This is a genomic window from Faecalibacterium sp. An192 (assembly GCF_002160175.1).
GTDB lineage: Bacteria > Bacillota > Clostridia > Oscillospirales > Ruminococcaceae > Faecalibacterium.
Map to the genome: position 1 here is coordinate 59,831 of NZ_NFKB01000009.1, position 24,110 is coordinate 83,940.

Here is a 24,110-nt window from a genome sequence, read left to right on the forward strand (position 1 = left end):
GGTACCAGGTGAAAGTCTTTTGCCTACTTTTCTTCAGAAAAGTAGGCGTTGCCGAGGCGGAGATGGCGGAACCCGTTTTCTTCGAAAAATTCCACCGTGCCCACCACGGTGATCTGGCTGCCCTCCTCGGGATAGCCTTCCGGGTAGGCAGGGGCGTCCGCCAGACTGAACTCCAGACCCTGGGCACAACAGGCCAGAGCGTCCTCAATGATGCAGTAGAAATAGTTCTTGCTCAGATCCAGCTCGCCGTCCATGGTGTAGGCGTGGTCCACCGAGAACTCTCCCTGCATCCGCACCGTCTTGCCCAGATAGGGGATGGGATCGTACAGCAGGTTGCTCACCTCCGCAAACACCATGGTGCTGCTGAGGGTGGTGAGGTCTACGTCCACCTGGATGTCAGAGCCTTCCGCCTGGGTCTCGGCCTCGGGCTGGGCCGGGACGCTGGAAGCGGGCGGAGCCGCCGGGACTGAATCCGCCGGATCCTGGGAGGAGGCGGAACCGCCGCAGCCCGCCAACAGGAGGGCTGCCGTCAGGGCCGCCCAAAAACGACAGAGACGCTGCTTCATCCCTGCACCCCGCCGGTGACGGCCCCCGCCAGAGCAAAGAGGGCAAAGACTCCCAGGTCCACCGCCACAATGGTGGAACCCACCGGGGTTCCGGCCAGAATCGAAATCAGGATGCCCGCCACAGCGCACACCACCGACACCACCGCCGCGCAGATGGTGACCGCACGGAAACTCTTGAACAGCCGCATGGCCGACAGAGCCGGGAAGATGATGAGGGCCGAAATCAGCAAAGAACCCACCAGATTCATGGCCAGCACGATGATGACCGCCACCACCACCGCAATCAGCAGGCTGTAGCGGCTGGCGGGCAGGCCGGTGGCCGAGGCAAAGGCCTCGTCAAAGGTGACGGCAAAAATCCGGTTGTAGAACACTACAAACAGGGCAATCACCACCACCGACAGCACCACGCACAGCCACACTTCGGCCTGGGTCAGGGTCAGGATGGAGGTGGAGCCGAACAGGGTGCTGCACACGTCGCCGGACAGGTTGGTGCTGGTGGAAAACAGGTTCATCAGCAGGTAGCCGATGGCCAGGGTGCCCACCGACAGCACCGCGATGGCGGCGTCGCCCTGGAGCTTGGCGCTCTGGCCGCTGCGCAGCAGCAGGATGGCGGCAATCACCGTCACCGGCAGCACCAGCAGCATCTCGTCGGTGAGGTTGAACACGGCCGCCACCGCCAGGGCTCCGAAAGCCACATGGGACAGGCCGTCTCCGATGAAGGAAAACCGCTTGAGCACCAGGGTCACACCGAACAGGGACGCGCACAGGGCAATCAGGACGCCCACGATCAGGGCGTAGCGGACAAAGGGAAAGGTGAAATAGTATTGCAGGGTCTGAAACGCGCTCATGCGTTGTCACCGCCTTTCTCAACCGGGGCGAACATCTGGCCCACCGGGCTGGTCAGGTAGGCCGCCGACGTCCCGAAGAACAGCCGCTGGCCCTCCCCGATATGAAGGATATGGCTGGCGTACTGGGCCGCCGCCGCAATGTCGTGGGAAATCATGATGACGGTGATGCCGTCGGCCCGGTTCAGCTCGGCGATCAGCTCGTACAGCTCGGCGGTGACTTTGGGGTCCAGGCCCGCCACCGGCTCGTCCAGAAGCAGCAGCTTGCGGGTGGCGCACAGGGCCCGGGCCAACAGCACACGCTGCTGCTGGCCCCCCGACAGCTCCCGATAGCACCGGCGGGCCAGGCCCTCAATCCCCAGCCGCTCCATGTTGCGGGCCGCCAGGGCTTTCTCCTCCCTGGAGAAGAAGGGCCGCAGGCCGCACCGGCTCAGGCATCCCGACAACACCACTTCCTGCACCGAGGCGGGGAAATCCCGCTGAAGGGGAGTCTGCTGGGGCAGGTAGCCGATTTCGTTTTTGTGCAGGCCGTCGCTGAAGGTGATGGTCCCCGCCAGCGGGGGCCGCAGCCCCAGCAGGGTTTTCATCAGGGTGGACTTGCCCGAGCCGTTCTCGCCCACGATGCACAGGTAATCCCCTTCTTCCACCGTGAAGGAAAGGTGCTCTGCCACCCGGGTGTTCTCGTAACCCAGGGTCAGATCCTTGCAGGTAATCAGTGCCATAGTGTCTCCTTTATGCCAGAGCGGCTTTCAAAACGTCCAGGTTGGACTCCATAATGGACAGATAGGTGGTGCCGGCGGCCACGTCCTCCGCCGAGGTGCCCTGCATCGAATCCAGACGCAGCAGGGCGGCGTCCTTGGACGCGGTATTCTGGATGATGGTCTGGGCCACACGCTGGTCCGAATTCTCGATGGTCAGCACCGCGGGCAGGTGGAGCTCGTCCACCTTGCCGGCCAGGAAGGCGATGGTCTCAAAGCTGGCCTCGGTCTCGGCCGAGCAGCCCGGGAAGGCGGCGTATACCTCCAGGCCGTAGTCCTCGGTCAGGTACCGGAAGGGGAACCGGTCCCCGAACAGCACCGTTTTCACCGATGCAGCGTCCACCGCGGCCTGATACTGGGCGTCCAGGTCGGCCAGCTGGGCCTCATAGGCGGCCGCATTGGCGGCGTAGGCGTCGGCGTGGTCCGGGTCCAGCTGGGCCAGGGTGTCGGCAATGGACTGGGTCAGGAGAGAGGCGTTTTTCACCGACAGCCACACGTGCTCGTCGTACTCGTCCTCGTCGCCGTGGTCGTGGCCCTCATGGTCCTCGGCCTGCATCCCTTCGGTCAGCTCCTCCAGGCGGGCGTTGTCCCCCAGAATCTCCAGCAGGCTCAGGACCTTCATGTCGGGGTTGACGGCCTCTTTCAGGGCGCCGTCCACCCAGCTGTCCGAGGTGCCCCCCACATACAGGAACACATCACAGGAGGACAGTTTCAGCATATCCTCCGCCGAGGGCTGATAGCTGTGCATATCCACGCCGGTGTCCTGGAGCCATACCAGCTCCACACCCGGCACGTCCCCGATCACCTGACGGGCCCAGTCATAGATGGGAAAAATGGTGGTGACCACCTGCAGGCTCCCGTCCTGCTGGGGCTGGGACGACCCGGACGGGACGGCCGAAGGGCCGGAAGAACTGCTCCCGGCACATCCGGCCAGCAAAACCCCCGCCAGGCAGACGGCCAGCAGGGCGGCAGCAATCTTGTGAAACTTCTTCATACCTTTTTTCAACCTCCGGGGCGGGAGCAGGGGAAAACAACCCCCGCCCAAAACGAGCGGCAGGCCGCCGGAAGCGTTCCTGCCGCGAATTTGCAACTTGACTGCAAATTATTATACACAGGCGGGATGGGTTTGTCAACGGGGGAGGCGGGGCCGGATGGTGAAAAAGAGTGACTTTTCAGGTGAAGGTTCTGCGCAGCAAAAAGCGCCGCACCCCAAAGGGCGCAGCGCAGAAGGTTTTTTCAGGGTTTACTTTTTGCGGGAACGGCGCTTGGAGGCACTGGCCGACTTGGTGCGGCCGCCGCGCTTGGCAGCGGGAGCGGCGGGCTCCTCAGCCTTGACCTCAGCAGCGGGGGCAGCCTTCTCCTCGACCTTGACCTCGACGGCGGGTGCAGCTTTCTCCTCGGCCTTAACCTCAACAGCGGGGGCGGCCTTCTCCTCGGCCTTAACCTCGACGGCGGGGGCGGCCTTCTCCTCGGCCTTAACCTCGACGGCAGGTGCGGCGGGCTCCTCGGCCTTCTTGGTGCGGCAGGCGCGCTTCTTGGGGGCGGGCTCTGCGGCGGCCTCGACAGCGGGGGCAGCCTCCGCCACCGGCTCCTCAGCCTTGACGGGTTCCTCGGCCTTGACCTCGGCGACAGGAGCCTCGGCCTTGACCTCCTCGGCGGGCTCGGCGGCCTTGCGGTCCTTCACGGCGCGGATGGTCCACAGCTGGTCCACACCGGGGCTCTCCTGCCAGATCTGCAGGATGGCGCCGGCCGGGCTGCCCATGCCCACGGTGTCCACGCACTTGCCGCTGGCCCAGGGGCTCACCAGACGGACGGTGCCGTCGTTCTCGGGCACCAGGGTCCACATCTGGCTGCTGCCCAGCACATCGTCCCACAGGTGCAGCCAGGTGCCGTTGTCGGTGCCGGCCATCATCAGGTCGATGACCTTGCCGTTGGCGCGGCAGTGAATCCGGTAGGCGTTCTCGCCCACACGGTCAAACAGCCACTCCTGCTCGGGCTTGTGCTCGTATTTGCCCAGGCGCAGCTCGGCGCCGTCTTCGGGCTTTTCGGTGTAGCCGATCACGTTGCCCGATGCGGCCGCGATGGTGTAATACCGGCCCGGCTCAATCAGGGTCTGCTCTACGGTTCTCATGATCTTTTCCCTCCGTTTGTGTATATCATACCTAAACGCACCCCAGGGCCGCCGCGCGGTCCGCCGTGTCAACGGACCTGCGCAGGAAAGCCCCAGCCCGCACAGAGGTTTTTCTCCGCCGGGCGGCACAGGACGCCGGGGTGCGGCTTTCCCACTTGTGTACAAATTATACCACCTGTCGTAATTTCTCACAAGTGCGGCGGCGGGCTTTTGGCGTGTTGCACAAAACCCGGAGGCCTGTATCAGGATTTTTAGGTTTTTGGTGGGAGAAAGGGGGTTATTCGGCGGGCTGACCGGCCCGCACGCGGGCGTCCATCCGGTCCAGCTCGGCCAAAAACTGCACCACAAAGGGCACCGCCACCATAAAACTCAACAGATCTGCGATGGGCTGGCTGTACTGCACCCCCGCCAGGCCCCACACCTGGGGCAGCACCAGAATCAGCGGAATAAAGAAAATTCCCTGGCGGCAGCAGGACAAAAAGGTGGCCCGGCCCGACTTGCCCACGCTCTGGAACAGCATATTGCTGCACACCAGCACCGGCTGGAGCAGGGTGGCGATGCACTGCCAGCGGAAGGCGGGCAGGGCGATGGCGGTGACGGCGTCGTCGTCCCGGAACAGGCGGACCAGGGCCTCGCCGTTGAGCAGGCAGGCCAGGGCGATGACGGTGAGCAGGGCGAAACTGGCCTGAATGGTGAAAACGCAGGCGGCCCGCACCCGATGGTATTTCTGGGCCCCATAGTTGTAGGAGGCCACCGGCTGGAACCCCTGGCCCACGCCCAGGGCCACCGACATGAGGAACTGGAAAATACGGCTGACGATGCTCATGGCGGCCACGGCGGCGTCGCCGTAGGAGCGGGCCGCCACATTCAGCATCATGCTGGCAAAGCTGGCCAGGCCCTGGCGGCCAAAGCTGGGCAGACCGGTGGTGAGGATGAGGCCCAGGTCCCGGGCCGAACGGGTGTAGTTGCGCAGGGCCAGCTTGCTGACGGTTTTGCCCCGCAGGTACATGGACAGCAGAATCCCAAAGCTGACCAGCTGGCTCAAACCGGTGGCCAGGCCCGCCCCGGCGGTGCCCATCCCCAGGCCGAAGATGAACACCGGGTCCAGAGCGATATTCAGCACGCCGCCGGTGACCAGGCCGATCATGGCGAAATTGGCCTTGCCCTCATAGCGGAGGATGTTGTTCATCACCAGGCTGGACATCATGAAGGGACCCGCCAGCAAAATATAAAAGGCATAGGCCCGGGCGTGGGGCAGGATGGTTTCGGTGCTGCCCAGCAGCCGCATGAGGGGGGTGAGGCCCGCAATGCCCCCGGCCCCCAGCAGCGCGCCCATCCCCACCGCGGTGAAAAAGCTGGTGGAGGCAAACCGGGAGGCCGTATAGGCGTCGCCGCTGCCCAGGCTGCGGCTGATGACGCTGCCTGCGCCGTGGCCCAGCATGAACCCCACCGCCTGGATTACCGCCATCAGGCTGGACACCACCCCCACCGCGCCCGAGGCGCTGGTGGAAATCTGGCCCACAAAAAAGGTGTCGGCCAGGTTGTAGATGCTGGTAATCAGCATGCTGAGGATGGTGGGCACCGCCAGGCCGGCCACCAGCCGGGGGATGGGGGTCTGGGTCATCTTGACAAACTGGGCCTGCTGCTGGGTCATGGGCCGGGGAGGGTTCTGGGGCATGGACGTTCACACTTTCTGCGGCGCGGGGCCGCTGATGGTTTTTCTTTCAGTATACCGCCGGGGGCGAAGCTTGTCGAGACGGGGGGTGTTGCGTTTTGATTCAACGGGCAGCACAAAAAGGGCAGTACAGCCCGAAAACTGTACTGCCCCTGGTGTGCGGGGAAAAGGACGGCTCAGCGCTTGACCTGGAATGCGCCCATGCCGGGATAGACGGCGCTGGCGCCCAGCTCTTCCTCGATGCGCAGCAGCTGATTGTACTTGGCCACGCGCTCGGTGCGGCTGGGGGCGCCGGTCTTGATCTGGCAGGTGTTCAGAGCCACGGCCAGGTCGGCGATGGTGGTGTCCTCGGTCTCGCCGGAACGGTGAGAGGTGACGGCGGCATAGCCGGCCTTGTGGGCCATCTTGATGGCCTCCAGGGTCTCGGAAACCGAACCGATCTGGTTCAGCTTGATCAGGATGGCGTTGCCGGCGCCCAGGGCGATGCCCTTGGCCAGGCGCTTGGTGTTGGTGACGAACAGGTCGTCGCCCACCAGCTGGACCTTGCCGCCCAGCTCGCGGGTCAGCTCCTGCCAGCCCTCCCAGTCCTCTTCATCCAGGCCGTCCTCGATGGAGATGATGGGGTACTTTTCCACCAGGCTCTTCCAGTGGGCGATCAGCTCGCTGGAAGTGTATTCGGTGCCGGCCTTGGGCAGTTTGTAATGGCCCTTGCCCTTGACGGGGTCCTTCCACTCGGAAGATGCGGCGTCCAGGGCGATCATGAAGTCCTCGCCGGGCTTATAGCCGGCCTTCTCGACGGCGGCCAGGATGGTCTCGATGGTCTCCTCGTCGCTGGACAGGTTGGGGGCAAAGCCGCCCTCATCGCCCACCGAAGTGGCCAGGCCCTTGCTCTTGAGGATGGACTGCAGGGCGTGGAACACCTCGGCGCACATCCGCAGGGCCTCACGGAAGGAGGTTGCACCCACCGGCATAATCATGAACTCCTGGGTGTCCACGGTGTTGGTGGCGTGGGCGCCGCCGTTCAGAATGTTCATCATGGGGACGGGCAGGCGGTTGCCATTGACGCCGCCCAGGAAGCGGTACAGCGACACGCCCAGGGACGCGGCGGCGGCGCGGCAGACTGCGATGGACACAGCCAGGATGGCGTTGGCGCCCAGGTTGGACTTGTCCTCGGTGCCGTCGGCGGCCAGCATGGCGGCGTCCACGGCGTAGATGTCGGAGGCGTCCATGCCCACAATGGCGTCCGCGATGGTGGTATTGACGTTTTCCACAGCCTTGGTGACGCCCTTGCCCAGGTAACGGCTCTTATCGCCGTCCCGCAGCTCCAGGGCCTCAAATTCACCGGTGGAAGCGCCGCTGGGGGCGCAGCCGCGGCCGACGGTGCCGTCGACCAGGGTCACTTCTGCCTCAACGGTGGGGTTGCCGCGGGAGTCCAGAATCTCGCGGCCGACAACCTGTTCAATTTCCAGATAATTCATAATGGAATACCTCCTGAGTTCTCATGCTCCTGCGCCAGACCCGATGGAAGGGGGACGGGTCCTTTGGGGGCGGGGAGGGGACCGCAAATCGCCCCCAAGTCCCGGCCCTGCGTTGCGCGGATTGGTTAGTTATATTTTACCACAGCACAGGCCCCGGTACAAGTGCGAAATGTTCTCAATATGTGGAAATTTGGTAAACAAAATATAAAACGGGTTTTCTTACGCTTTGCCGCTCTACCCTTTAACACTCCATTTCTTTTCCTTCTTGTCCGCTCCGCTGGGGCCAGAGGGCCAGGGAGGGGGTTTCGACTCCCCCTCCCTAGGCCCTCTGGACTCCCTACCCACCCTAACGACCAGGGTCTGAACCCTGGACCCAGACAGGGAAGTCGCGGCGTTCAAAAGCCTAAAAAACACTGTCATGCCTGGCCCGTGGAAACTTACAGGGCCTCAAACGGCGGCACGGGTGTTTTTCTTAACGGCTTTTGCCCGCCGCTCCGATTGAGACCACAGGCCCGCTTTGGCGGGCTGGCGGGTCGGTATGTCTTTAGCTGCTGTAGGGCGCAGACTTTGAAATTGCAAGGTGATACCCTTTTATTATCTAAACCCACCCTCCACCCATTTAATGTGTCCCCCTGTCGCTGCGCGACATCCCCCTTTGGGGGAACAGACCGCAAAGCTGCCGCCCCTAAAAAGCTCTAAACCAAAAACAACCCCCGCCCAGAGATGGACGAGGGTTGCTGCATTTTTATAGGTTTTCAGCGCGTACCAAATGAGGAAATCAGGCTAAAACGGGCTATTGTCCTCTTGCGCTTAGCCGATTTTTGCGGCGCGCCGCGGAGGGCGCTTGCAAAAACCGGAGCGCTGCGCCAGCTTCGGCCCGGCTGTTTCGTCCACTGGACGCGCCGGGCCAAAGCTGCCCTGGACCCAAATAGGGAAGTCGCGGCGTTCAAAAGCCTAAAAAACACTGTCATGCCTGGCCCGTAAAAACTTTCAGAGCCTCAAATGGCGGCACGGGTGTTTTTCTTAACGGCTTTTGCCCGCCGCTCCGATTGCTGAGTGCGCCCGCTTTGGCGGGCGCGGGGCCCGTAGGTAAACCTATAACAACAGAAAACCCCCGCCTCTTTTTGAGAAGTGGGGGATTTATTATTGATTCTTCAGGGCGTACCGAGGGTAGAAAAACAGGCTATACCAAGCCTCAGACTCACAGGGCCGCAGGCCGGGAACCTTATAAAGCGGCTGAAACCTTACCGCCGGCAGGGCCTTGTGAAGTCCACAGCAGTCAGCGGTACCAGGTGAAAATCTTTTGCTTACTTTTCTTTCAGAAAAGTAAGAGAACGGTTGGAGAGGCTGGCGGCGACGAAGGCTTTGAAGAGGGGATGGGCGCGGTTGGGACGGCTCTTGAACTCGGGATGGAACTGGGCGCCCAGGTGGAATGCCCGGCCCGGGATCTCCACCGTCTCCACCAGATGCCCGTCAGGACTGGTTCCCGAAATCACCAGCCCGGCGGCCTCCATCTCGTCCCGGAAGGCGTTGTTGAACTCGTAGCGATGGCGGTGCCGCTCCCACACCAGGTCCTGGCCGTAGCATTCGGCCATCTTGGTGCCCGGCACCACCTTGCAGGGATATTTGCCCAGCCGCATGGTGCCGCCCTTGGGAATGTTGCCCTGCTGGTCCGCCATCAGGTCGATGACGTTGTGGGCGCCGTCGGGGGTGAACTCGCTGGAATTGGCGTCGGCGTAGCCCAGCACCCCGCGGGCGTACTCGATCACCATGATCTGCATGCCCAGGCAGATGCCGAAATAGGGGACCTGATGCTCCCGCGCATAGCGGGCCGCCGCCACCATGCCCTCAATGCCCCGGCCGCCGAATCCGCCCGGCACAATGATGCCGTCCACGTCCGAAAAGGCCGCGGCACAGTCCTCGTCGGTGACCAGCTCCTCGCTGTCCACCCACTTGATCTCCACATGGCAGTCGTTCTCAAAGCCGGCGTGGTACAGGCTCTCCATCACCGACAGATAGGCGTCATGCAGCTTGACGTACTTGCCCACCAGGGCAATGGTACAGGTGCGGGTCCGGGTGGCGATGCGGGCCACCACGTCCTTCCACTCGGTCAGGTCGGCGGGAGGAACATCCAGCCCCAGCTTCTGCACCACCACTTCGTCCAGGCCGTTGGTGTGGAGCATCAGGGGACACTGGTACAGGCTGGGCATGGTCAGGTTCTCGATGACGCATTCGGGCTTGACGTTGCAAAAGGTGCTGATCTTGCGCCGGATGTCGCTGCCCACGCTGCCGTCCGCCCGCAGGATGATGATGTCGGGGGAAATGCCCATTCCCTGCAATTCCTTCACCGAATGCTGGGCCGGCTTGGACTTGTACTCGTTGGAGCCGGAAATGTAGGGCACCAGCACCACATGAATATAACAGCAGTTTTCATGGCCCTGCTCGATGCCCACCTGGCGGATGGCCTCCAGGAAGGGCTGGCTCTCGATGTCGCCGGTGGTGCCGCCGATCTCGGTGATGACCACGTCGGCCTCGGTGGAGGAGGCCAGATTGTAGATGTAGCTCTTGATCTCGTTGGTGATGTGGGGGATGATCTGGACCGTCTGGCCCAGGTATGCGCCCTGGCGCTCCTTGTTCAGCACGTTCCAATAGACCTTGCCAGTGGTCAGGTTGGAATATTTGTTCAGGTTCTCGTCGATGAACCGCTCATAATGGCCCAGGTCCAGGTCGGTCTCGGTGCCGTCGTCGGTGACGAACACCTCGCCGTGCTGCAGGGGACTCATGGTGCCGGGGTCCACGTTGACGTAGGGGTCCAGCTTCTGGCTGGCCACCTTGAGCCCGCGGCACTTGAGCAGCCGGCCCAGAGAGGCCGCCGTGATGCCCTTGCCCAGGCCCGACACCACGCCGCCGGTGACAAAAATGTATTTGGTCTGTTTCATATCCATTCCTCCGTTCGCTCTTTCTACTTTCCCTTCCGGTATGGACCGGATTGTGCTGTATCATACAGAGGGCGTGCAGAAAATCTGCCCGCCCTCGGGATCAACGTTATAGGCTGTCCAGGCCGTCGCCCTCCAGCTGTTCCAGGATCTCCTGGGCCACTTCGGCCCGGTCCCGGCGGGAATCCATGGCCTCTTTTTCAATGCGGCGGTGGGCCTGGGCTTCGGTGAGGCCCTCCCGCTCGATCAGCAGGCATTTGGCCCGGCTCACCAGCCGCACCTGGGCCAGTTTGGCCTGAATGCGGGCGTTTTCGGCCCGCAGCCGCTGTAAGCGGTGGTTCCCGGCGGCCGCCATATGCACCGCCTGCAAAAACAGCGCCCCCGAAAAGGGTTTGCCCACCACCAGCACCCCCTGGGCGTTCATGGGGCCCAGAAGCTGGTCACAGGCGGCCGCCTTGGCCAGCAGAATCACCCCCGCGTCGGTCTGTTCCACCGCGGCGGCGCACAGTTCATGGCCGAATTCATCCGGCAGCGGCGCATTCACGATGACCAGCTCAAAGTCGGCCTCCAGCATCCGGCGCCGGGCTTCGGTGCCGCTGGGGACGATCACCGGCCGGGCATAGCCCAGCTCGGACAGCCGGGCGGACAGGTATTCGTTGGAGTTGGCCCCCGCGCTGACGATCATGGCACGTCCCATGCTTTCCCCTCCTCTCTGTGGTTGTCCGGGTGTGCGGGCTCAGATGGAGCAGAAGTACCGGGCCCGCTCGAATTCGGCGGGGTCGGCGGCCTCTTTCAGCTCGGCGCAGCGCCGCAGCTGCTCGGAAAAATACCGTCCCGCCAGGCCCTGGGGCAGGTACTGGGCCAGGAACGGGCTGTTCCGGGCGATCTCCACCGCCTCCTCCAGGGTGGCGGGCAGACGCTCCAGGCCCAGGCCGGCGGCCTGGGCGTCGGTCAGCTCGAACAGGTTCTGATTCACCGGGGCGCACAGCTCCATCCGGTTCTGGATGCCGTCCAGGCCCGCCGCCAGCACCAGCCCGATGGCCAGGTAGGGGTTGCAGGCGGGGTCGGGGCTGCGCAGCTCCATCCGGCAGTTGTCCCCCTGGACCGCCGGAATCCGCACCAGCTGGCTGCGGTTCTGCCGGCTCCAGCTGACGTAGCGGGGGGCCTCGTCGCAGCCAAACCGAAGGTAACTGTTGGGCAGGGGATTGGTGAAGGCGGTCAGCTCCCGGCTGTGGGCCAGGATGCCCGCCATAAAGCTGCCGGCGGCGCTGTCGGGGGCGATGTCCCCCTCAAAGAGGTTTTTCCGGTCCCGGTACAGGGAGATGTTGACGTGCAGGCCGCTGCCCGCCTGGTCGGCCAGGGGCTTGGGCATAAAGCTGGCGTGAAGGCCGTTGCGCCCCGCCACCGCCCGGGTGATCTGCTTGAACATCATGACGTTGTCGGCGGTTTTCAGGGGGCTGGCGTGGTGGAAATCGATTTCATTCTGGCCGTTGCCGCTCTCGTGGTGGCTGTGCTGGGGGGCCAGGCCCATCTGCTCCATGGTCAGACAGATGTCACGGCGGAGGTTTTCGGCGGCGTCCAGGGGGTACACGTCAAAATAGCCGCCCCGGTCCATGGGGATGCGGGTGGGCTGGCCCCGGTCGTCGGTCTCAAAGAGGTAAAACTCACACTCGGCCCCCACGTTGCACACCAGGCCCAGACGCCGGAACTGCTGGGCGATCTGCCGCAGGAAGCCCCGGCAGTTTCCCCCGAAGGGGGCACCGTCGGGCCGCTGGATGTCGCAGAAGAACTGCATCACCCGGCCCTCGGCGGGGCGCCAGGGCAGGATGGTGATGGTGGACAGGTCGGGCCGCAGGACCAGGTCGCTCTCCTCCACGTGCATGAAGCCGGGCACCGAGCTGCCGTCAAAGCAGACCCCGTCCTCCAGGGCCTTGGGCAGGTCGCTGGCCAGGACGGCGATGTTTTTCTGGGTGCCGAAGATGTCGGTGAAGGCGAAGCGGACAAATTTGACATTGTTGTCCTCGACGAAGTCCAGGACATCCTGCTGTGTGGTATAGTTCATAGCAAACCTCCCGAAAAGGGGCTGCGGCCCCCAAAAAGGCCCAAAGGCCTGCCCTCGCCCGGGCAGGGCAGAGTAGCAGGTCTTCAGGCCGGTGTATTTCAGATGCGAAGCGCGCCGGGGATGATGCCCCGGAGAATGGTTTTAGTTCTCCACGTAGTACAGCATCCGGCTGTAGCTGGGCAGGGGCCAGTACTCCTCGCCGCAGATGGTCTCGGCGTCGTCGGCCACCGAGCGCAGCTCGTTCATGGCGGGCAGAACGCTGTCGTGGAAGGCGTTGGCCTTGGTGGTCATGTCGGTGATGGCCTGGGCGGTGCGCTCAGCGGCAGCCAGGCGGTCGATGGCCTCGCTCATGGTGTCGGCATCGCGGGACAGGTGCTCCAGCAGGGTGGTCTCTGCCCGGACGCTGATCTTGTCGCTGACGGCGCGCTTGGCGCCGGCGGTGCGGGCCACCTCGCCCATATAGGCATTGATGGCGGGCAGCAGCTGCTTGCGGGCCATCTCCAGCATGGTCAGAGCCTCGATGTTGATGATCTTGGCGTAATGCTCCATCTCCACCTCGTACCGGCTGAACATCTCGGTGCGGGTCATAACCCCGAACTCCTCCATCAGGTCGATGTTCTTGGGTGCGATCAGGGCCGGCAGGGCGGCGGGGGTATACTTCTTGTTGGGCAGGCCGCGGCGCTCGGCCTCGATCTCCCACTCGGCGGAATAGCCGTCGCCGTTGAAGATGACGCGGCGGTGGTCGCGGATGGTCCGCTTCACCAGGGCGATGACCGCCTCGGTGAAGTTGTCGGCCTTCTCCAGCTCATCGGCGTAACCCTTCAGCTCCTTGGCCACGGCGGTGTTCAGGATGGTGTCGGCGTCGCTCAGGTTCTGGTGAGAGCCGGGCATACGGAACTCGAACTTGTTGCCGGTGAAGGCGAAGGGGGAGGTACGGTTGCGGTCGGTGGTGTCCTTGCTGAACTTGGGCAGAACGTCCACGCCCAGGTCCATCTTCATGCGGACGGGGCCGGCGTAGGGAGAGTCGGAAGCGATGGCGTCGATGACGGCCTCCAGCTCCTCGCCCACAAAGATGGAGATGATGGCCGGGGGTGCCTCGTTGGCACCCAGGCGGTGATCGTTGCCGGGGGTGGCCACTGCGGTGCGCAGCAAGTCGGCGTACTCATCCACCGCCTTGATGACGGCGGCCAGGAACACCAGGAACTGCAGGTTCTCCATGGGGGTGTCGCCCGGATCCAGCAGGTTCTCCTTGCTGGTGCTCATGGACCAGTTGTTGTGCTTGCCGCTGCCGTTGACCCCCTCAAAGGGCTTCTCGTGGAGCAGGCAGACCAGGCCGTACTTGGGGGCGATCTTCTGCATCATCTCCATGGTCAGCAGGTTGTGGTCGATGGCCACGTTGGTGGTGTCGAAGATGGGGGCCAGCTCGTGCTGGCAGGGGGCAACCTCATTGTGCTTGGTCTTGGCGGGGACGCCCAGCTCCCACAGCACGTCGTCCAGCTCCTTCATGAAAGCGGACACCCGGGGACGGATGGTGCCGAAGTAGTGTTCCTCCAGCTCCTGGCCCTTGGCGGCGGGGGCGCCGAACAGGGTGCGGCCGGTGAGGATCAGGTCCTGGCGGGCCTCATAGTCCTCTTTGCGCACCAGGAAGTACTCCTGCTCGGGGCCGACGGTGGTGGACACATAGTCCACATCCTTGCCGAACAGCTTGAGGATGCGGGTGGCCTGGGTGGCCAGAGCCTTCATCGAGCGCAGCAGGGGGGTCTTTTTGTCCAGGGCCTCGCCGGTGTAGCTGACAAAAGCGGTGGGGATGCACAGCACGTCGTCCTTCACAAAGGCATAGCTGGTGGGGTCCCAGGCGGTGTAGCCGCGGGCCTCACAGGTGGCCCGCAGGCCGCCGGAGGGGAAAGAGGAGGCGTCGGGCTCGCCCCGCACCAGCTCTTTGCCGCTGAACTCCATGATGGCGGTGCCGTCGCCCACCGGGCTGACGAAGCCGTCGTGCTTTTCGCTGGTGATGCCGGTCAGGGGCTGGAACCAGTGGGTGTAGTGGGTGGCGCCCAGCTCCATCGCCCAGCGCTTCATGACGCTGGCCACCACGTTGGCTACCTCAATATCCAGGGGAGCGCCCTTGTGCAGGGTGTCCTTCAGGCTCTTATAGGTAGCGCTGGGCAGACGCTCTTTCATCACGTGCTCATTGAAGACCTTGCTGCCGTAGACTTCCATAACATTGGCTGCCATAAATCCTACTCCTTACTCATCAGGTGTGTGTCACCCGCCGGGGCGGGGCCGCAAACACAAAAGGCGCTGCGAGTCGGAGGTGACTCACAGCGCCGATGCTGCTTATGCAAGCATTATACCTACCCGGCGGCCGAAACGCAATAGACAAAACGCACGATTTTCGCTGTGGAATGCCGCGGGATTTTCGGCCAAACGCTCTGAAACGCCGTCGTATCTCCCAAAAAGAACGCAGATAAGTGTGACTTTTACCCCCGCCGGCGGTGCCGCGGCCGGGCATAGGAGCTGTAAAAGCCGAAGGCTGTGCCGCAGACGCCGCCCACAATGTGCATAAAGTTGGCCACATTGTCCCGGACAAAGAGGATGGAATAAATCTGGTCCCCCAGATAGAGGGCGGCCACCAGAAGCATGGTGACGGGGATGCCGCCGCTGCCGCCCGCCAGGGAGGAGAGCATAATCAGCATAAAGACAATGCCCGACGCCCCCAGCAGGGCCACCCCGGGGAACAGAAGGCATTGCAGAACCCCCGACACAAAGGCGGTGAGGACGATGGCCTTCAGCAGGGGGATGCTGCCGTATTTTTCCTCCATGGGCGGGCCCACCACCAGAAACAGAAGCATATTGTTGAGGAAATGGCTCAGGTCGGCGTGGCCCAGCACATGGCCGAACAGCCGCAGATAGGCCAGCGGGTCTTTCCAGCTGGAGCGGTAGACGCAGAACAGGTGGGTGGTGGTCCAGCCGCCGGTGAGGCCGTCCAGGGCCAGGGCTCCCAAGGACAGCAGGAAAAAGGTGAGGACCACCGGGGAGTTGTACTGGAAACTGAGGCTGAATTTGGCGCGTTTCGTGGCGGTTCAGCTCCTTTCGACAGAAGGTGAAGCGGTTGAAAACGGACGTTTTCCCCATTGTATCACACCCCGGCGGGACAGTCCAGATTCTTTTGCCCCGCCCCAAAAGAAAAGCCCGCCGCACCCCCAAAAGGATGCCTGCGGGCCTGTTTTTTACAGTTGGGCTTCGCCCCGGCGCTGGCGGGCCAGCTGGGAACCTTCCTTGCCGGTGAGCTGTTCCACCGTCAGCTCCAGAATGCACACCGCGTCCCGGTACTGGCGCAGTTCGGCTTCCAGGGCCTCCTCCGGCTGGGCGGGGGCGTATTTTCGGCCCAGACGCCGGGCGATGTCCTCCCGGACGGCGGGGTCAGTGACTTCCCGCAGGGTGCCCCGGGCCACCACGCTGCGGTAATAGGTGGTGTATTCCTCCGGGACCACCTGATCCTGCCCGATGACGCAGAAGGACGCCCGGGGATTCTGCCGCATCAGGTCCAGCTTATAGCCGGCCCGGGCGCAGTGAAACCAGATTTTCCCCTCCTGATACAGATAGCTCAGGGGAACGGTATAGGGAAAGCCGTCGGCGTCGGCCAGCGCCAGCACCCCGGCGGTGCTGCGGGCCAGGATTTCTTCACAGACGGCTTGGGGCAGGGCCTGCCGGCCCCGGCGCATGACAGGAATCATGATGTGTCCTCCTCAAAAATACTTTACCCCCGGGTCCGCTCCCAGTAGGCCCCCATGCTCTGGCCGGGCTGGCCGGTGACCTCCCGGGCCAGGTAGGCCGCCAGGGCCGGGTCGGCGGGGACCCAGCTGCGGGCCGCCTCCACGGTGGGGTATTCGATTTCGGCGTACCAGAAGGCCCCCGGCTGGCCGGCGTCCACATGGTTCACCTCCAGGGTGAAGCCGTCGGGCAGGCGGTAGCTGCGGCGCACCTTCTCGATCAGGGGCCGGGCGATGATCTTCTCCTCCAGGTCCCGGAACAGGCCGGCGTCGATGGGACGTTCGATCTCCTCCCGGGCCAGGCCGCCCTCCGACTTGAAGCAGAGAATCCAGGCGGTCTCGCCGCCGGTTTTGGCCTCCTCACGGATGCGGACGGTGGGCCGCACGCTGATGTAGCCCTGCCGCATGGTGAATTCCTCGGTCAGGGGCAGGCCCTCCGGCCAGCCGCTGACCATCCATTTGCGCTCAATTTCCATGGGTTTGCACCTCCTGTTCCGGCCGCTGGGCGGCGGGGACTTCCTTGACGTACACACTGGTGGAGGGGAAGGCAAAGTCCAGCCCGTCGGCCCGGACAATGTCCATGACGTCCAGGTTCAGGTCGTTCTGCATCTTGTAAAAGACCAGGGTGTCGGCGGTACGCAGGTAGGCCGACACCAGCAAATCAATGCTGGACGCGCCAAAGCCGGTCAGCTCCACAATCACCGATTCCTCGTAGGTGTGGGGGCTGGCGGCCAGCATGGCCCGCAGGTCCTCCATCAACTTTTCCAGCTGGGCCCGGGTGGCGCCGTACTCCACCCCCAGGGTGAAGCGGTAGAGGCGCTTCTGGCGCTGGGCGGCGTTGTTGATGGTGGAGGCACAGACGTTGCTGTTGGTCAGGATGTAGACCGAGTTGTCCAGGGCCCGCACCCGGGTGGAACGGAAACTGATGTCCTCCACCGTGCCCTCCACGCTGCCCACCACGATCCAGTCGCCGATCTGGAAGGGCCGCTCAACCAAAATCATCACGCCGCCGAACAGATTGCTGGCGGTGTCCTGGGCGGCCAGGGAGATGGTCAGGCCTACCAGGCCTGCGCTGGTGATGACGCCGGTGACCGGCAGACCCCATTCCTGCACCGCCATCAGGATGCCCAAAACCGCCACCACCACTTTGTACACCTTCACCAGAACGTTGTGAAGGGTCTTGTTGGTGCGGATTTCCTCCCGGGCGCCCGCCAGCATCAGGTCGGTGAGCTCGGAGGCCCCGTACAGGCCCCAGCTCAGCAGCAGAATGATGGCGAAGCGGTACAGTTTCAGCAGGAAGGCCTCCATGGGCACCGTGCCCCAGGGCAGGGAGGCCACCGCCAGGTACAGACCGGTGGTCAGGGCCAGCCAGGAGGCGGGGGAGGCGAAACTGTCCAGCAGAATCCCTATGGCGCGGGAAGGCCAGGGAATCCGGCGCAGCTGGGGGAAGACCCAGCCCCGGAGCCAGCGGCGGGCCACTTCGCCCACCCCCGCCAGCAGCAGGGCGACGACGCACCGGGCCGCAAAGGCGGCGTATCCTTCCAGAGCCAGCAACCCGAAAAAGTTGAAGGTCAGATCTTGTATCTTGAAAATCATGGGAATGGTTCTCCTTCGTGAATTGGTTCGACGGAATGGCCCTATTTTAGCATACTTTCCCTGCACTGACAATGCCGCCCGGGGGGCGGGGGACAGGGATTCGTATTTTTTCCCTCTTGCATTCTGGCGCGGTTGTGGTATACTGTTGCCAGAAAGTTCGTTTCAGGGCGGGGTGCAATTCCCCACCGGCGGTATAGCCCGCGACCACCTGCTGTTTCAGGTGCTGACCCGGTGAGACTCCGGGGCCGACGGTATAGTCCGGATGAAAGAGACGATAGACAGATTTTTTTGTGTATCTTTGCGCCCTGTTGCATTTGTATTTTGCAGCAGGGCGTTTTCTGTTTGTCTTGAAAAGAGCTTTCCCTACATTTTTTGATTGGGGCGCTGCCCCGGGAGGTATCTGTTATGCAAGCAAACACCGAAACCAAGACCCTGCGCACCGGCGGTCAGGACCGCGACCGCATCCGCAAGCTCACCGTCACCGCCATGCTGTCGGCGGTGGCCTTCGTCCTCATGTTCCTGGACTTCCCCCTGCCCATGATTATGCCCTCCTTCGTGCAGATGGACTTCTCCGACCTGCCCGAGCTGCTGGGCGCCTTTGCTCTGGGCCCGGTGTACGGCGTGCTGGTGGCGCTCATCAAGAACCTGATCCACCTGCTGCTGGCCGGCTCCACCAACGGCGTGGGCGAGCTGTGCAATTTCCTGCTGGGCGCATCCTTTGCCTGGGTGGCCGGCTTTGTCTACCAGCGCAACAAGACCCGCCGCGGCGCCGTCCTGGGCGCGGTGCTGGGCGCTGTGGTCATGGGCATCTTCAGCGTGCCCCTCAACTTCTTCCTGACCTACCCCGCCTATGTGGTGCTGTACGGCATGCCCATGGACGTGATCCTGGGAATGTACAAGGCCATCCTGCCCTCGGTGGACAGCCTGCTGGAGTGCCTGGTCATCTTCAATATGCCCTGGACCCTGGCCAAGGGCCTGCTGGACGCCGCCCTGTGCATGCTGATCTACAAGCCCCTGTCTCCCATCCTCCACGGCCGTCACTGAGCGGCTGCGGCGCTGTCTGACACCCATCCGCCCCGTCTGCCCTCCCCCGGCAGGCGGGGATTTTTTTAGACATTTGGGGGGAATTTGGGAAAATATAAAAGTTTTGTTACATTTTTGCGCTACACTACAATGGATGGGCTGCCCATCCGGCACAGTCCGGCCCGCGGGGCCGGGGCGCCGATCGGAAACGAGGGGAAACCGGGGCGGCAAGGCCCCGGACCCTGCCCGGAGGCAGGGAATGCCGTCCCGCGGGGCGGCGGGAAAGGAGCGTGTGAGCGAATTGGCACAAGCAACCAAAAAGGCCCTGGCAGCCGCTTTGAAAGAGCTGCTGGGCCAGAAACCATTCCATAAAATCACCATCAGCGACATCACCGAACAGTGCGGGGTCAACCGGATGACCTTTTACTACCACTTCCACGACATCTACGATCTGGCCCAGTGGGCCTTTCGGGAGGAGGCGGCCGCCCTGCTGGACGGCAGCCTCAGCGCCGAGAACTGGGAGGACTGGTTTTTGTCCTTCCTGAAGGAACTGCGGCGCAACCGGCCCCAGATGGCCAACATCTGCCGTTCCCTCCGCCGGGAGGAGCTGGAACGCCGGATGTGCGAGCTGGCCGAACAGATTCTGCGGCCCATGCTGGACCAGGAACTGGGCGACTGCCCCGTCCCCGAGGGGGACTGGAGCTTTGTGGTCCACTTTTATACCTATGCCCTGGTGGCCATGCTGCTGGAATGGATTGAGGACGGGATGAAAACCGAGCCCGAGGTCCTGGCCCGGCGGCTGAACACCATCTGTTCCGGCGGCATCCGCCGGGCGGCTCAGGATTTCCGGGAGGGAGAACCGCCCCTGCCTGAGACAAAATGAACCATCAAGTGTGCCGGTGTGATAAAAAAGTTATCACACCGGCTTTTTTGCTTATAGAGGCCGCCCCGGTCCCCGTCTATACTGTGGAATATACCTGAAAAGAGAGCGTACAGTGAAAGAAAGAGGAGGTAACAGGATGAGTACCGGAATTGACACGCTTTCCCATAAAATGCAGCGGACGGCGGCCGCCGCCATCATCGACCTGGCCCTGAACCACGCCGGAAAGGACCGGGAAAAGGCCTATCACCAGATGGTGGATCTGGCCCGGCAGTTCTGGGGGGAGGATTTCACCCAGGAGAGCTATGAAAAGGCCCAGGCCATGTTCAGCGACCCCAACAACAAGTGGGTCCGCTATATCAACCGGGTGCTGGACGAGACCGACCCCCATGTGGCCCGGGTCACCGCCCTGAACCTGGGGTACGAGGCCTTTATCCGCGGCACCCGGATGATCCGCAAAAACCGCGAAATCTACCAGTGCAATATCCCCTGGCTGATTCTGTTTGACCCCACCTCGGCCTGCAATATGCATTGCGCCGGCTGCTGGGCGGGGACCTACGGCAACCGGAACAACCTCTCCTTTGAGGACATGGACAAAATCCTGACCCAGGGCAAGGAGCTGGGGGTTTATCTCTATATGCTGACCGGCGGCGAGCCCCTGGTGCGGAAGGCCGACGTCCTCCGTCTGGCCGAAAAGCACAGCGACGCCGAATTTGCCATCTACACCAACTCCACCCTGATCGACGAGGCCTTCTGCGCCGAGCTGGTGCGGCTGGGGAACATCATCCCCATCCTGTCCATCGAGGGCACCCCCGAGACCAACGACGCCCGCCGGGGCGACGGCCATTACGCCGCCGTCATGAACGCCATGGACCTGCTGAAAGCCCACGGCATCCCCTTCGGCACCTCCATCTGTTACACCCGGGCCAACGTGGAAGCGGTGACCAGCGATGCATTTTTGCAGATGATCGCCGACAAGGGAGCGCGGTTCGGCTTCTACTTCCACTATATGCCGGTGGGCAGCGACGCGGTGCCCGACCTGATGCCCACGGTGGAGCAGCGCAAGTACATGATTCAGCGAATCCGCTACATCCGTTCGACGGAATGCCCCATCGAGTTCTTCCCCATGGACTTCCAGAACGACGGCCAGTACGTGGGCGGCTGCATTGCCGGCGGGCGGAACTACTTCCATATCAATTCCGCCGGCGACGCCGAGCCCTGCGTCTTTATCCACTATTCCAACGCCAACATTCATGACAGCTCGATTCTGGAAATTCTCCGGAGCCCCCTGTTCATGGCCTACCGGGACGGCCAGCCCTTCAACAAGAACCACCTGCGGCCCTGTCCCATGCTGGAAAACCCCGCCTGTCTGGAGGAGATGGTCCACAAGACCGGCGCCCACAACACCGATCTCGCCTCCCCCGAGACGGTGGAACACCTGTGCGCCAAGTGCACCGCCTACGCGGCCGAATGGCAGCCGGCGGCGGATGAACTGTGGTCCACCCTGGGCAAGCCGGCTTCCGGCTACCAGAACTACAAGGACTGGAAGCCCCAGAACACCTGATTTTTGCCCTTTCCGAAAGCCTTCTGGAACCTTCTGAAAGGAGGGGCGCGAGTCGGCGCGCGCCCCCGAAGCCCCAAAACAGCCCGAGCTGGACGAATACCGTCTGACCCGGGCTGTTTTACGTTCTGGAATGCAGACTGCAATAAAAACGGATGGTTGCCCACTGAAACGGAGAGAGCCTTTACTTGCAGGAAAAACGTGCTCCGAAACGCCGGATGGTTATTCCTCCGCCGCCAGACAGCCCTGGACCCAGGCCAGCACCGCCGCGCCGGTCTGGTCGGGGGAGAGGGCGGTGGTGTCCAGCCAGTCCACCCGGTCCAGGGCGGCGAACCAGGCCCGCTTGGCGGGCAGCAGGTGGGTCAGGGTGTGGTCAAAGAATCCCCGGTCCCGGGCGGCATCCCCCTCCTTGCGGCGGCGAAGCTGGGGGTCGGCGGCGTCCAGAAAGAGAATCCGGCGGGGCATACACTGCCGGGCGGCCTCCAGTTCCCGGGCCAGGGGGCCCGCCACATCCCAGTCGGGATGGCCGGCGGAGGCGGGGTAGTGGAGGGTGTAAAAGAGGATTTCCTCGGGGCCGTAGTCCAGAAGGGCGTGAGGACAGGCCGCCGCGGCCTGATACCGGCGGACCGCATGGTCCAGCCACAGCCGCTGGATTTCCAGATAGTCGGGGTAGTGGGTTTTTACCAGGCCGCGGCGGCGCATCTGGGCGATCACCTCGTCGTTGTTCTCAAAAAAGACGGTGACCTCCGGGGCGTGCCGGGCGACATAGCGGGCGGCGGTGGTTTTGCCCACCGCCATCCCGCCCTGCAGGGCCAGAATCATGACAGACCTCCTTTATAAATAGGTAAGGGCGCAAAAAAGGCGGCAGGCCCGGGGCCCGCCGCCGTCTTATACAGGTACAGGGGAATATTTACTTCCGCTCGGCGAACCACTTGATCTCGTCCTTGCCGGCGAAGGCGGCCCCGGCAAAACCGGCGGTCTCCAGAGCGGCCAGCTGCTTGCCCAGCTTTTTGCCCTGGGCCAGGACGGTGACGCCGTAGTCGGCCCGCAGGGTTTCGGCCTGGGCCAGAACGGCGGGGAAGTCGGCGCCGGCGGGGTACAGCAGGGCGATCTTCTGCTTGGCGCCGGGGATCTGGTAGCCCTGCTCCAGCAGGATGCCGCAGACCCGCTCAAAGCCGATGGAGAAGCCCACCGCGGGCACCTGCTGGCCCAGGAACTTGCCCACCATGTTGTCGTAGCGGCCGCCGCCGGCTACTGCGCCCGCAAACTGGGGGCACACCACCTCAAACACCATGCCGGTGTAGTAGCCCTGGCCACGGACCAGGCTGGGGCAGTAGGCCACCTTGTACTTGCCCTCGGCCAGACGGCCGGCGGTTTCCAGGACGTATTTCAGGTCGCTGGCGATGGCGGGGTCGGCGCAGCGGGCGGCCACCGCGTCCAGGGTCACTTCGCCCTGGGCCAGGAAGGCGGCCAGCTGGTCGATGGCGCCGGCGGGCAGGCCCTTTTCGGTCAGTTCGGCCCGGACGCCCTCGGCGCCCACCTTGTCCATCTTGTCGAAGGTGATGCAGACCGAATCCAGGGTCTCGGGGGCAAAGCCCATGCTCTCCAGCATCCCGCGGAGAATCCGGCGGTCGTTGATGTTGACGGTGAAGCCGTCAAAGCCGATCTTCAGCAGGGCCCGGGCGGTGACGTCGATCAGCTCCACCTCGGCGTTGGGGCTCTCGTCCCCCAGAATGTCGATGTCGCACTGGACAAACTCCCGCAGGCGGCCCTTCTGGGGGCGCTCGGCACGGAACACCCGGTCGGTCTGGATCACCTTGAAGGGGCTGGGCAGGACGCTGCGGTTGGCGGCATAGTAGCGGGACAGGGGCAGGGTCAGGTCGTAGCGCAGGCCCATGTCGGACAGCGCGTCGTACTTGCCGGCCTCCAGGGCGGCGGAAAGCTTCTCGCCCCGCTTGAGGACTTTGAAAATCAGGTTCAGGTTTTCGCCGCCGTCGGACTTGTCCAGGTTTTCCATGTCCTCCAGCATGGGGGTGGAGATCCGCTCAAAGCCCGCGGCCCGGTAAACCTCCAGAATCTGGCCCTGGATGTAGTCCCGCAGGGTCTGTTCGGCGGGCAGAAGGTCCCGCATACCTTTCAACGGTTGAATTTTCATGGTGTATTGACTCCCTCTCTGTTTCCGGCCGGAGGCCCCGGCTGCATAAGCGTGTGCAAAACTGTGCCTTTCATTATATAGAATTGGGGCCCGGATTGTCAACCAAAAAGGGCATACTATCCCCAAAAAGAGAGGAGTGTCTGCCCATGTCCAGTTCCAGATTCACCGCCGCCCACTCCTGGGCCATCCTGGCCGCCGGGGCCTGCATCCAGCTGCTCACCGGCCTGCCCGCCGCCTGGGGGGTGTTCCAGCAGCCGGTAATGGAGGAATACGCCTTGGCCGAGGAGGCCGCCGCCCTGGCCTTCAGCGTCCTCATCGCCGCCTATGGGGTGGGGTGCGTGCTGGGAGGTTTTTTGCAGGACCGCCGCGGCCCCCGCTGCGCCGCCCTCTGGGGCACCGCCCTGCTGGAAGGGGGACTGGCGGGGGCGGCTCTGCTGCCGTCCGCCTGGGGCTGGGCCATGCCCTGGGTGTTCAGCGTCCCCGCCGGGCTGGGCACCGCCTTTCTCTATCCCGCCATCCAGTCCTGCGCCCAGAAGTGGTATCAGGGCCGGAAGGGCTTCGCCACCGGCATCATTGGGGCCGCCGCCGGGCTGTCGGGGGCCTTTTTGACCCTGCTGGTGCGGACCCTGGCCCCGCGGTGGGGGATTCGGGGGGCGTTCTGGGTGCTGGGC

The 24,110-nt window shown here is 63.5% G+C and carries 21 protein-coding genes and 1 riboswitch; of the genes, 4 read left to right on the forward strand and 17 right to left on the reverse strand.

Annotated elements, in window-relative coordinates; translation table 11 throughout:
• Positions 1–23: 23 nt before the first annotated feature.
• From B5F27_RS04675 to B5F27_RS04745, 15 genes are all read right to left on the reverse strand, one after another.
• Positions 24–566 (reverse strand): hypothetical protein, encoded by a 543-nt coding sequence (locus tag B5F27_RS04675; protein WP_087365068.1) that lies wholly within the window; start codon positions 564–566, stop codon positions 24–26.
• The gene (locus B5F27_RS04680) at positions 563–1,414 is read right to left on the reverse strand and encodes a metal ABC transporter permease (protein WP_087248852.1); all 852 of its coding nucleotides are present in this window, start codon (positions 1,412–1,414) and stop codon (positions 563–565) included. The genes B5F27_RS04675 and B5F27_RS04680 overlap by 4 nt, the downstream gene beginning before the upstream one ends.
• Positions 1,411–2,133: a metal ABC transporter ATP-binding protein gene (locus tag B5F27_RS04685; protein ID WP_087365070.1), complete on the reverse strand. Its 723-nt coding sequence runs from the start codon at positions 2,131–2,133 to the stop codon at positions 1,411–1,413. The genes B5F27_RS04680 and B5F27_RS04685 overlap by 4 nt, the downstream gene beginning before the upstream one ends.
• 10 nt (positions 2,134–2,143) lie before the next feature.
• A complete protein-coding gene (locus tag B5F27_RS04690) occupies positions 2,144–3,163 on the reverse strand; it encodes a metal ABC transporter substrate-binding protein (RefSeq protein WP_087365072.1) in 1,020 nt (339 codons plus the stop codon).
• A gap of 249 nt (positions 3,164–3,412) precedes the next feature.
• Positions 3,413–4,300 (reverse strand): RICIN domain-containing protein, encoded by an 888-nt coding sequence (locus B5F27_RS04695; protein ID WP_087365074.1) that lies wholly within the window; start codon positions 4,298–4,300, stop codon positions 3,413–3,415.
• Between the two features lie 277 nt (positions 4,301–4,577).
• Positions 4,578–5,978 (reverse strand): MATE family efflux transporter, encoded by a 1,401-nt coding sequence (locus tag B5F27_RS04700; RefSeq protein ID WP_242962078.1) that lies wholly within the window; start codon positions 5,976–5,978, stop codon positions 4,578–4,580.
• A 173-nt stretch (positions 5,979–6,151) separates the two neighbouring features.
• Positions 6,152–7,453, reverse strand: a complete 1,302-nt coding sequence (eno, locus tag B5F27_RS04705) for a phosphopyruvate hydratase (RefSeq protein WP_087365076.1) — start codon at positions 7,451–7,453, stop codon at positions 6,152–6,154.
• A 1,307-nt stretch (positions 7,454–8,760) separates the two neighbouring features.
• Complete coding sequence (locus B5F27_RS04710; RefSeq protein ID WP_087249012.1) at positions 8,761–10,398, reverse strand: CTP synthase; 1,638 nt, start codon at positions 10,396–10,398, stop codon at positions 8,761–8,763.
• A 100-nt stretch (positions 10,399–10,498) separates the two neighbouring features.
• Positions 10,499–11,086, reverse strand: coding sequence for an ANTAR domain-containing protein (locus B5F27_RS04715; protein ID WP_087365078.1), 588 nt, complete (start codon positions 11,084–11,086; stop codon positions 10,499–10,501).
• A gap of 39 nt (positions 11,087–11,125) precedes the next feature.
• On the reverse strand, positions 11,126–12,451 hold the full coding sequence (locus B5F27_RS04720) for a glutamine synthetase family protein (protein WP_087365080.1): 1,326 nt from the start codon (positions 12,449–12,451) through the stop codon (positions 11,126–11,128).
• A 141-nt stretch (positions 12,452–12,592) separates the two neighbouring features.
• Entirely contained in the window at positions 12,593–14,686 is a 2,094-nt protein-coding gene (locus tag B5F27_RS04725; RefSeq protein WP_087365082.1) for a glutamine synthetase III, read from the reverse strand.
• A gap of 245 nt (positions 14,687–14,931) precedes the next feature.
• On the reverse strand, positions 14,932–15,483 hold the full coding sequence (locus tag B5F27_RS04730; protein WP_087249019.1) for a rhomboid family intramembrane serine protease: 552 nt from the start codon (positions 15,481–15,483) through the stop codon (positions 14,932–14,934).
• A 198-nt stretch (positions 15,484–15,681) separates the two neighbouring features.
• Positions 15,682–16,188: a pyridoxamine 5'-phosphate oxidase family protein gene (locus B5F27_RS04735; protein WP_087365084.1), complete on the reverse strand. Its 507-nt coding sequence runs from the start codon at positions 16,186–16,188 to the stop codon at positions 15,682–15,684.
• Between the two features lie 23 nt (positions 16,189–16,211).
• Entirely contained in the window at positions 16,212–16,700 is a 489-nt protein-coding gene (locus B5F27_RS04740; RefSeq protein WP_087249025.1) for a CYTH domain-containing protein, read from the reverse strand.
• Positions 16,690–17,820, reverse strand: a complete 1,131-nt coding sequence (locus B5F27_RS04745; protein ID WP_087365086.1) for a mechanosensitive ion channel family protein — start codon at positions 17,818–17,820, stop codon at positions 16,690–16,692. The genes B5F27_RS04740 and B5F27_RS04745 overlap by 11 nt, the downstream gene beginning before the upstream one ends.
• A 154-nt stretch (positions 17,821–17,974) precedes the next feature.
• A riboswitch (FMN riboswitch) is annotated at positions 17,975–18,098 on the forward strand.
• 127 nt (positions 18,099–18,225) lie between these two features.
• On the opposite strand from B5F27_RS04745, the gene B5F27_RS04750 reads away from it, so the two are divergent.
• The 3 genes from B5F27_RS04750 to B5F27_RS04760 all read left to right on the forward strand — a co-directional run bounded on the left by B5F27_RS04750 (position 18,226) and on the right by B5F27_RS04760 (position 21,287).
• Complete coding sequence (locus tag B5F27_RS04750) at positions 18,226–18,864, forward strand: ECF transporter S component (RefSeq protein WP_087249029.1); 639 nt, start codon at positions 18,226–18,228, stop codon at positions 18,862–18,864.
• Positions 18,865–19,144: 280 nt separating this feature from the next.
• Positions 19,145–19,726, forward strand: coding sequence for a TetR/AcrR family transcriptional regulator (locus B5F27_RS04755; RefSeq protein WP_158098193.1), 582 nt, complete (start codon positions 19,145–19,147; stop codon positions 19,724–19,726).
• A 136-nt stretch (positions 19,727–19,862) separates the two neighbouring features.
• Positions 19,863–21,287, forward strand: a complete 1,425-nt coding sequence (locus tag B5F27_RS04760) for a radical SAM protein (protein ID WP_087365091.1) — start codon at positions 19,863–19,865, stop codon at positions 21,285–21,287.
• A 219-nt stretch (positions 21,288–21,506) separates the two neighbouring features.
• On the opposite strand, the gene B5F27_RS04765 is transcribed toward B5F27_RS04760, so the two are convergent.
• Entirely contained in the window at positions 21,507–22,106 is a 600-nt protein-coding gene (locus B5F27_RS04765) for an AAA family ATPase (RefSeq protein ID WP_087365094.1), read from the reverse strand.
• Between the two features lie 88 nt (positions 22,107–22,194).
• Positions 22,195–23,439, reverse strand: a complete 1,245-nt coding sequence (gene hisS, locus B5F27_RS04770) for a histidine--tRNA ligase (protein ID WP_087249036.1) — start codon at positions 23,437–23,439, stop codon at positions 22,195–22,197.
• Positions 23,440–23,585: 146 nt separating this feature from the next.
• On the opposite strand from hisS, the gene B5F27_RS04775 reads away from it, so the two are divergent.
• Positions 23,586–24,110, forward strand: a 525-nt coding sequence (locus B5F27_RS04775; RefSeq protein WP_144066482.1) for an MFS transporter, incomplete at its 3' end; no start/stop codon positions are given.

Bases quoted from the DNA above. Each gene is read 5' to 3' on its own strand.
- B5F27_RS04760 (WP_087365091.1), top strand. From the start codon at position 19,863: ATGAGTACCGGAATTGACACGCTTTCCCATAAAATGCAGCGGACGGCG.
- B5F27_RS04700 (WP_242962078.1), bottom strand. From the start codon at position 5,978: ATGCCCCAGAACCCTCCCCGGCCCATGACCCAGCAGCAGGCCCAGTTT.
- hisS (WP_087249036.1), bottom strand. From the start codon at position 23,439: ATGAAAATTCAACCGTTGAAAGGTATGCGGGACCTTCTGCCCGCCGAA.
- B5F27_RS04695 (WP_087365074.1), bottom strand. From the start codon at position 4,300: ATGAGAACCGTAGAGCAGACCCTGATTGAGCCGGGCCGGTATTACACC.
- B5F27_RS04715 (WP_087365078.1), bottom strand. From the start codon at position 11,086: ATGGGACGTGCCATGATCGTCAGCGCGGGGGCCAACTCCAACGAATAC.
- B5F27_RS04680 (WP_087248852.1), bottom strand. From the start codon at position 1,414: ATGAGCGCGTTTCAGACCCTGCAATACTATTTCACCTTTCCCTTTGTC.
- B5F27_RS04735 (WP_087365084.1), bottom strand. From the start codon at position 16,188: ATGATTCCTGTCATGCGCCGGGGCCGGCAGGCCCTGCCCCAAGCCGTC.
- B5F27_RS04720 (WP_087365080.1), bottom strand. From the start codon at position 12,451: ATGAACTATACCACACAGCAGGATGTCCTGGACTTCGTCGAGGACAAC.
- B5F27_RS04740 (WP_087249025.1), bottom strand. From the start codon at position 16,700: ATGGAAATTGAGCGCAAATGGATGGTCAGCGGCTGGCCGGAGGGCCTG.
- B5F27_RS04675 (WP_087365068.1), bottom strand. From the start codon at position 566: ATGAAGCAGCGTCTCTGTCGTTTTTGGGCGGCCCTGACGGCAGCCCTC.
- B5F27_RS04765 (WP_087365094.1), bottom strand. From the start codon at position 22,106: ATGATTCTGGCCCTGCAGGGCGGGATGGCGGTGGGCAAAACCACCGCC.
- B5F27_RS04685 (WP_087365070.1), bottom strand. From the start codon at position 2,133: ATGGCACTGATTACCTGCAAGGATCTGACCCTGGGTTACGAGAACACC.
- eno (WP_087365076.1), bottom strand. From the start codon at position 7,453: ATGAATTATCTGGAAATTGAACAGGTTGTCGGCCGCGAGATTCTGGAC.
- B5F27_RS04725 (WP_087365082.1), bottom strand. From the start codon at position 14,686: ATGGCAGCCAATGTTATGGAAGTCTACGGCAGCAAGGTCTTCAATGAG.
- B5F27_RS04710 (WP_087249012.1), bottom strand. From the start codon at position 10,398: ATGGATATGAAACAGACCAAATACATTTTTGTCACCGGCGGCGTGGTG.
- B5F27_RS04690 (WP_087365072.1), bottom strand. From the start codon at position 3,163: ATGAAGAAGTTTCACAAGATTGCTGCCGCCCTGCTGGCCGTCTGCCTG.
- B5F27_RS04750 (WP_087249029.1), top strand. From the start codon at position 18,226: ATGCAAGCAAACACCGAAACCAAGACCCTGCGCACCGGCGGTCAGGAC.
- B5F27_RS04745 (WP_087365086.1), bottom strand. From the start codon at position 17,820: ATGATTTTCAAGATACAAGATCTGACCTTCAACTTTTTCGGGTTGCTG.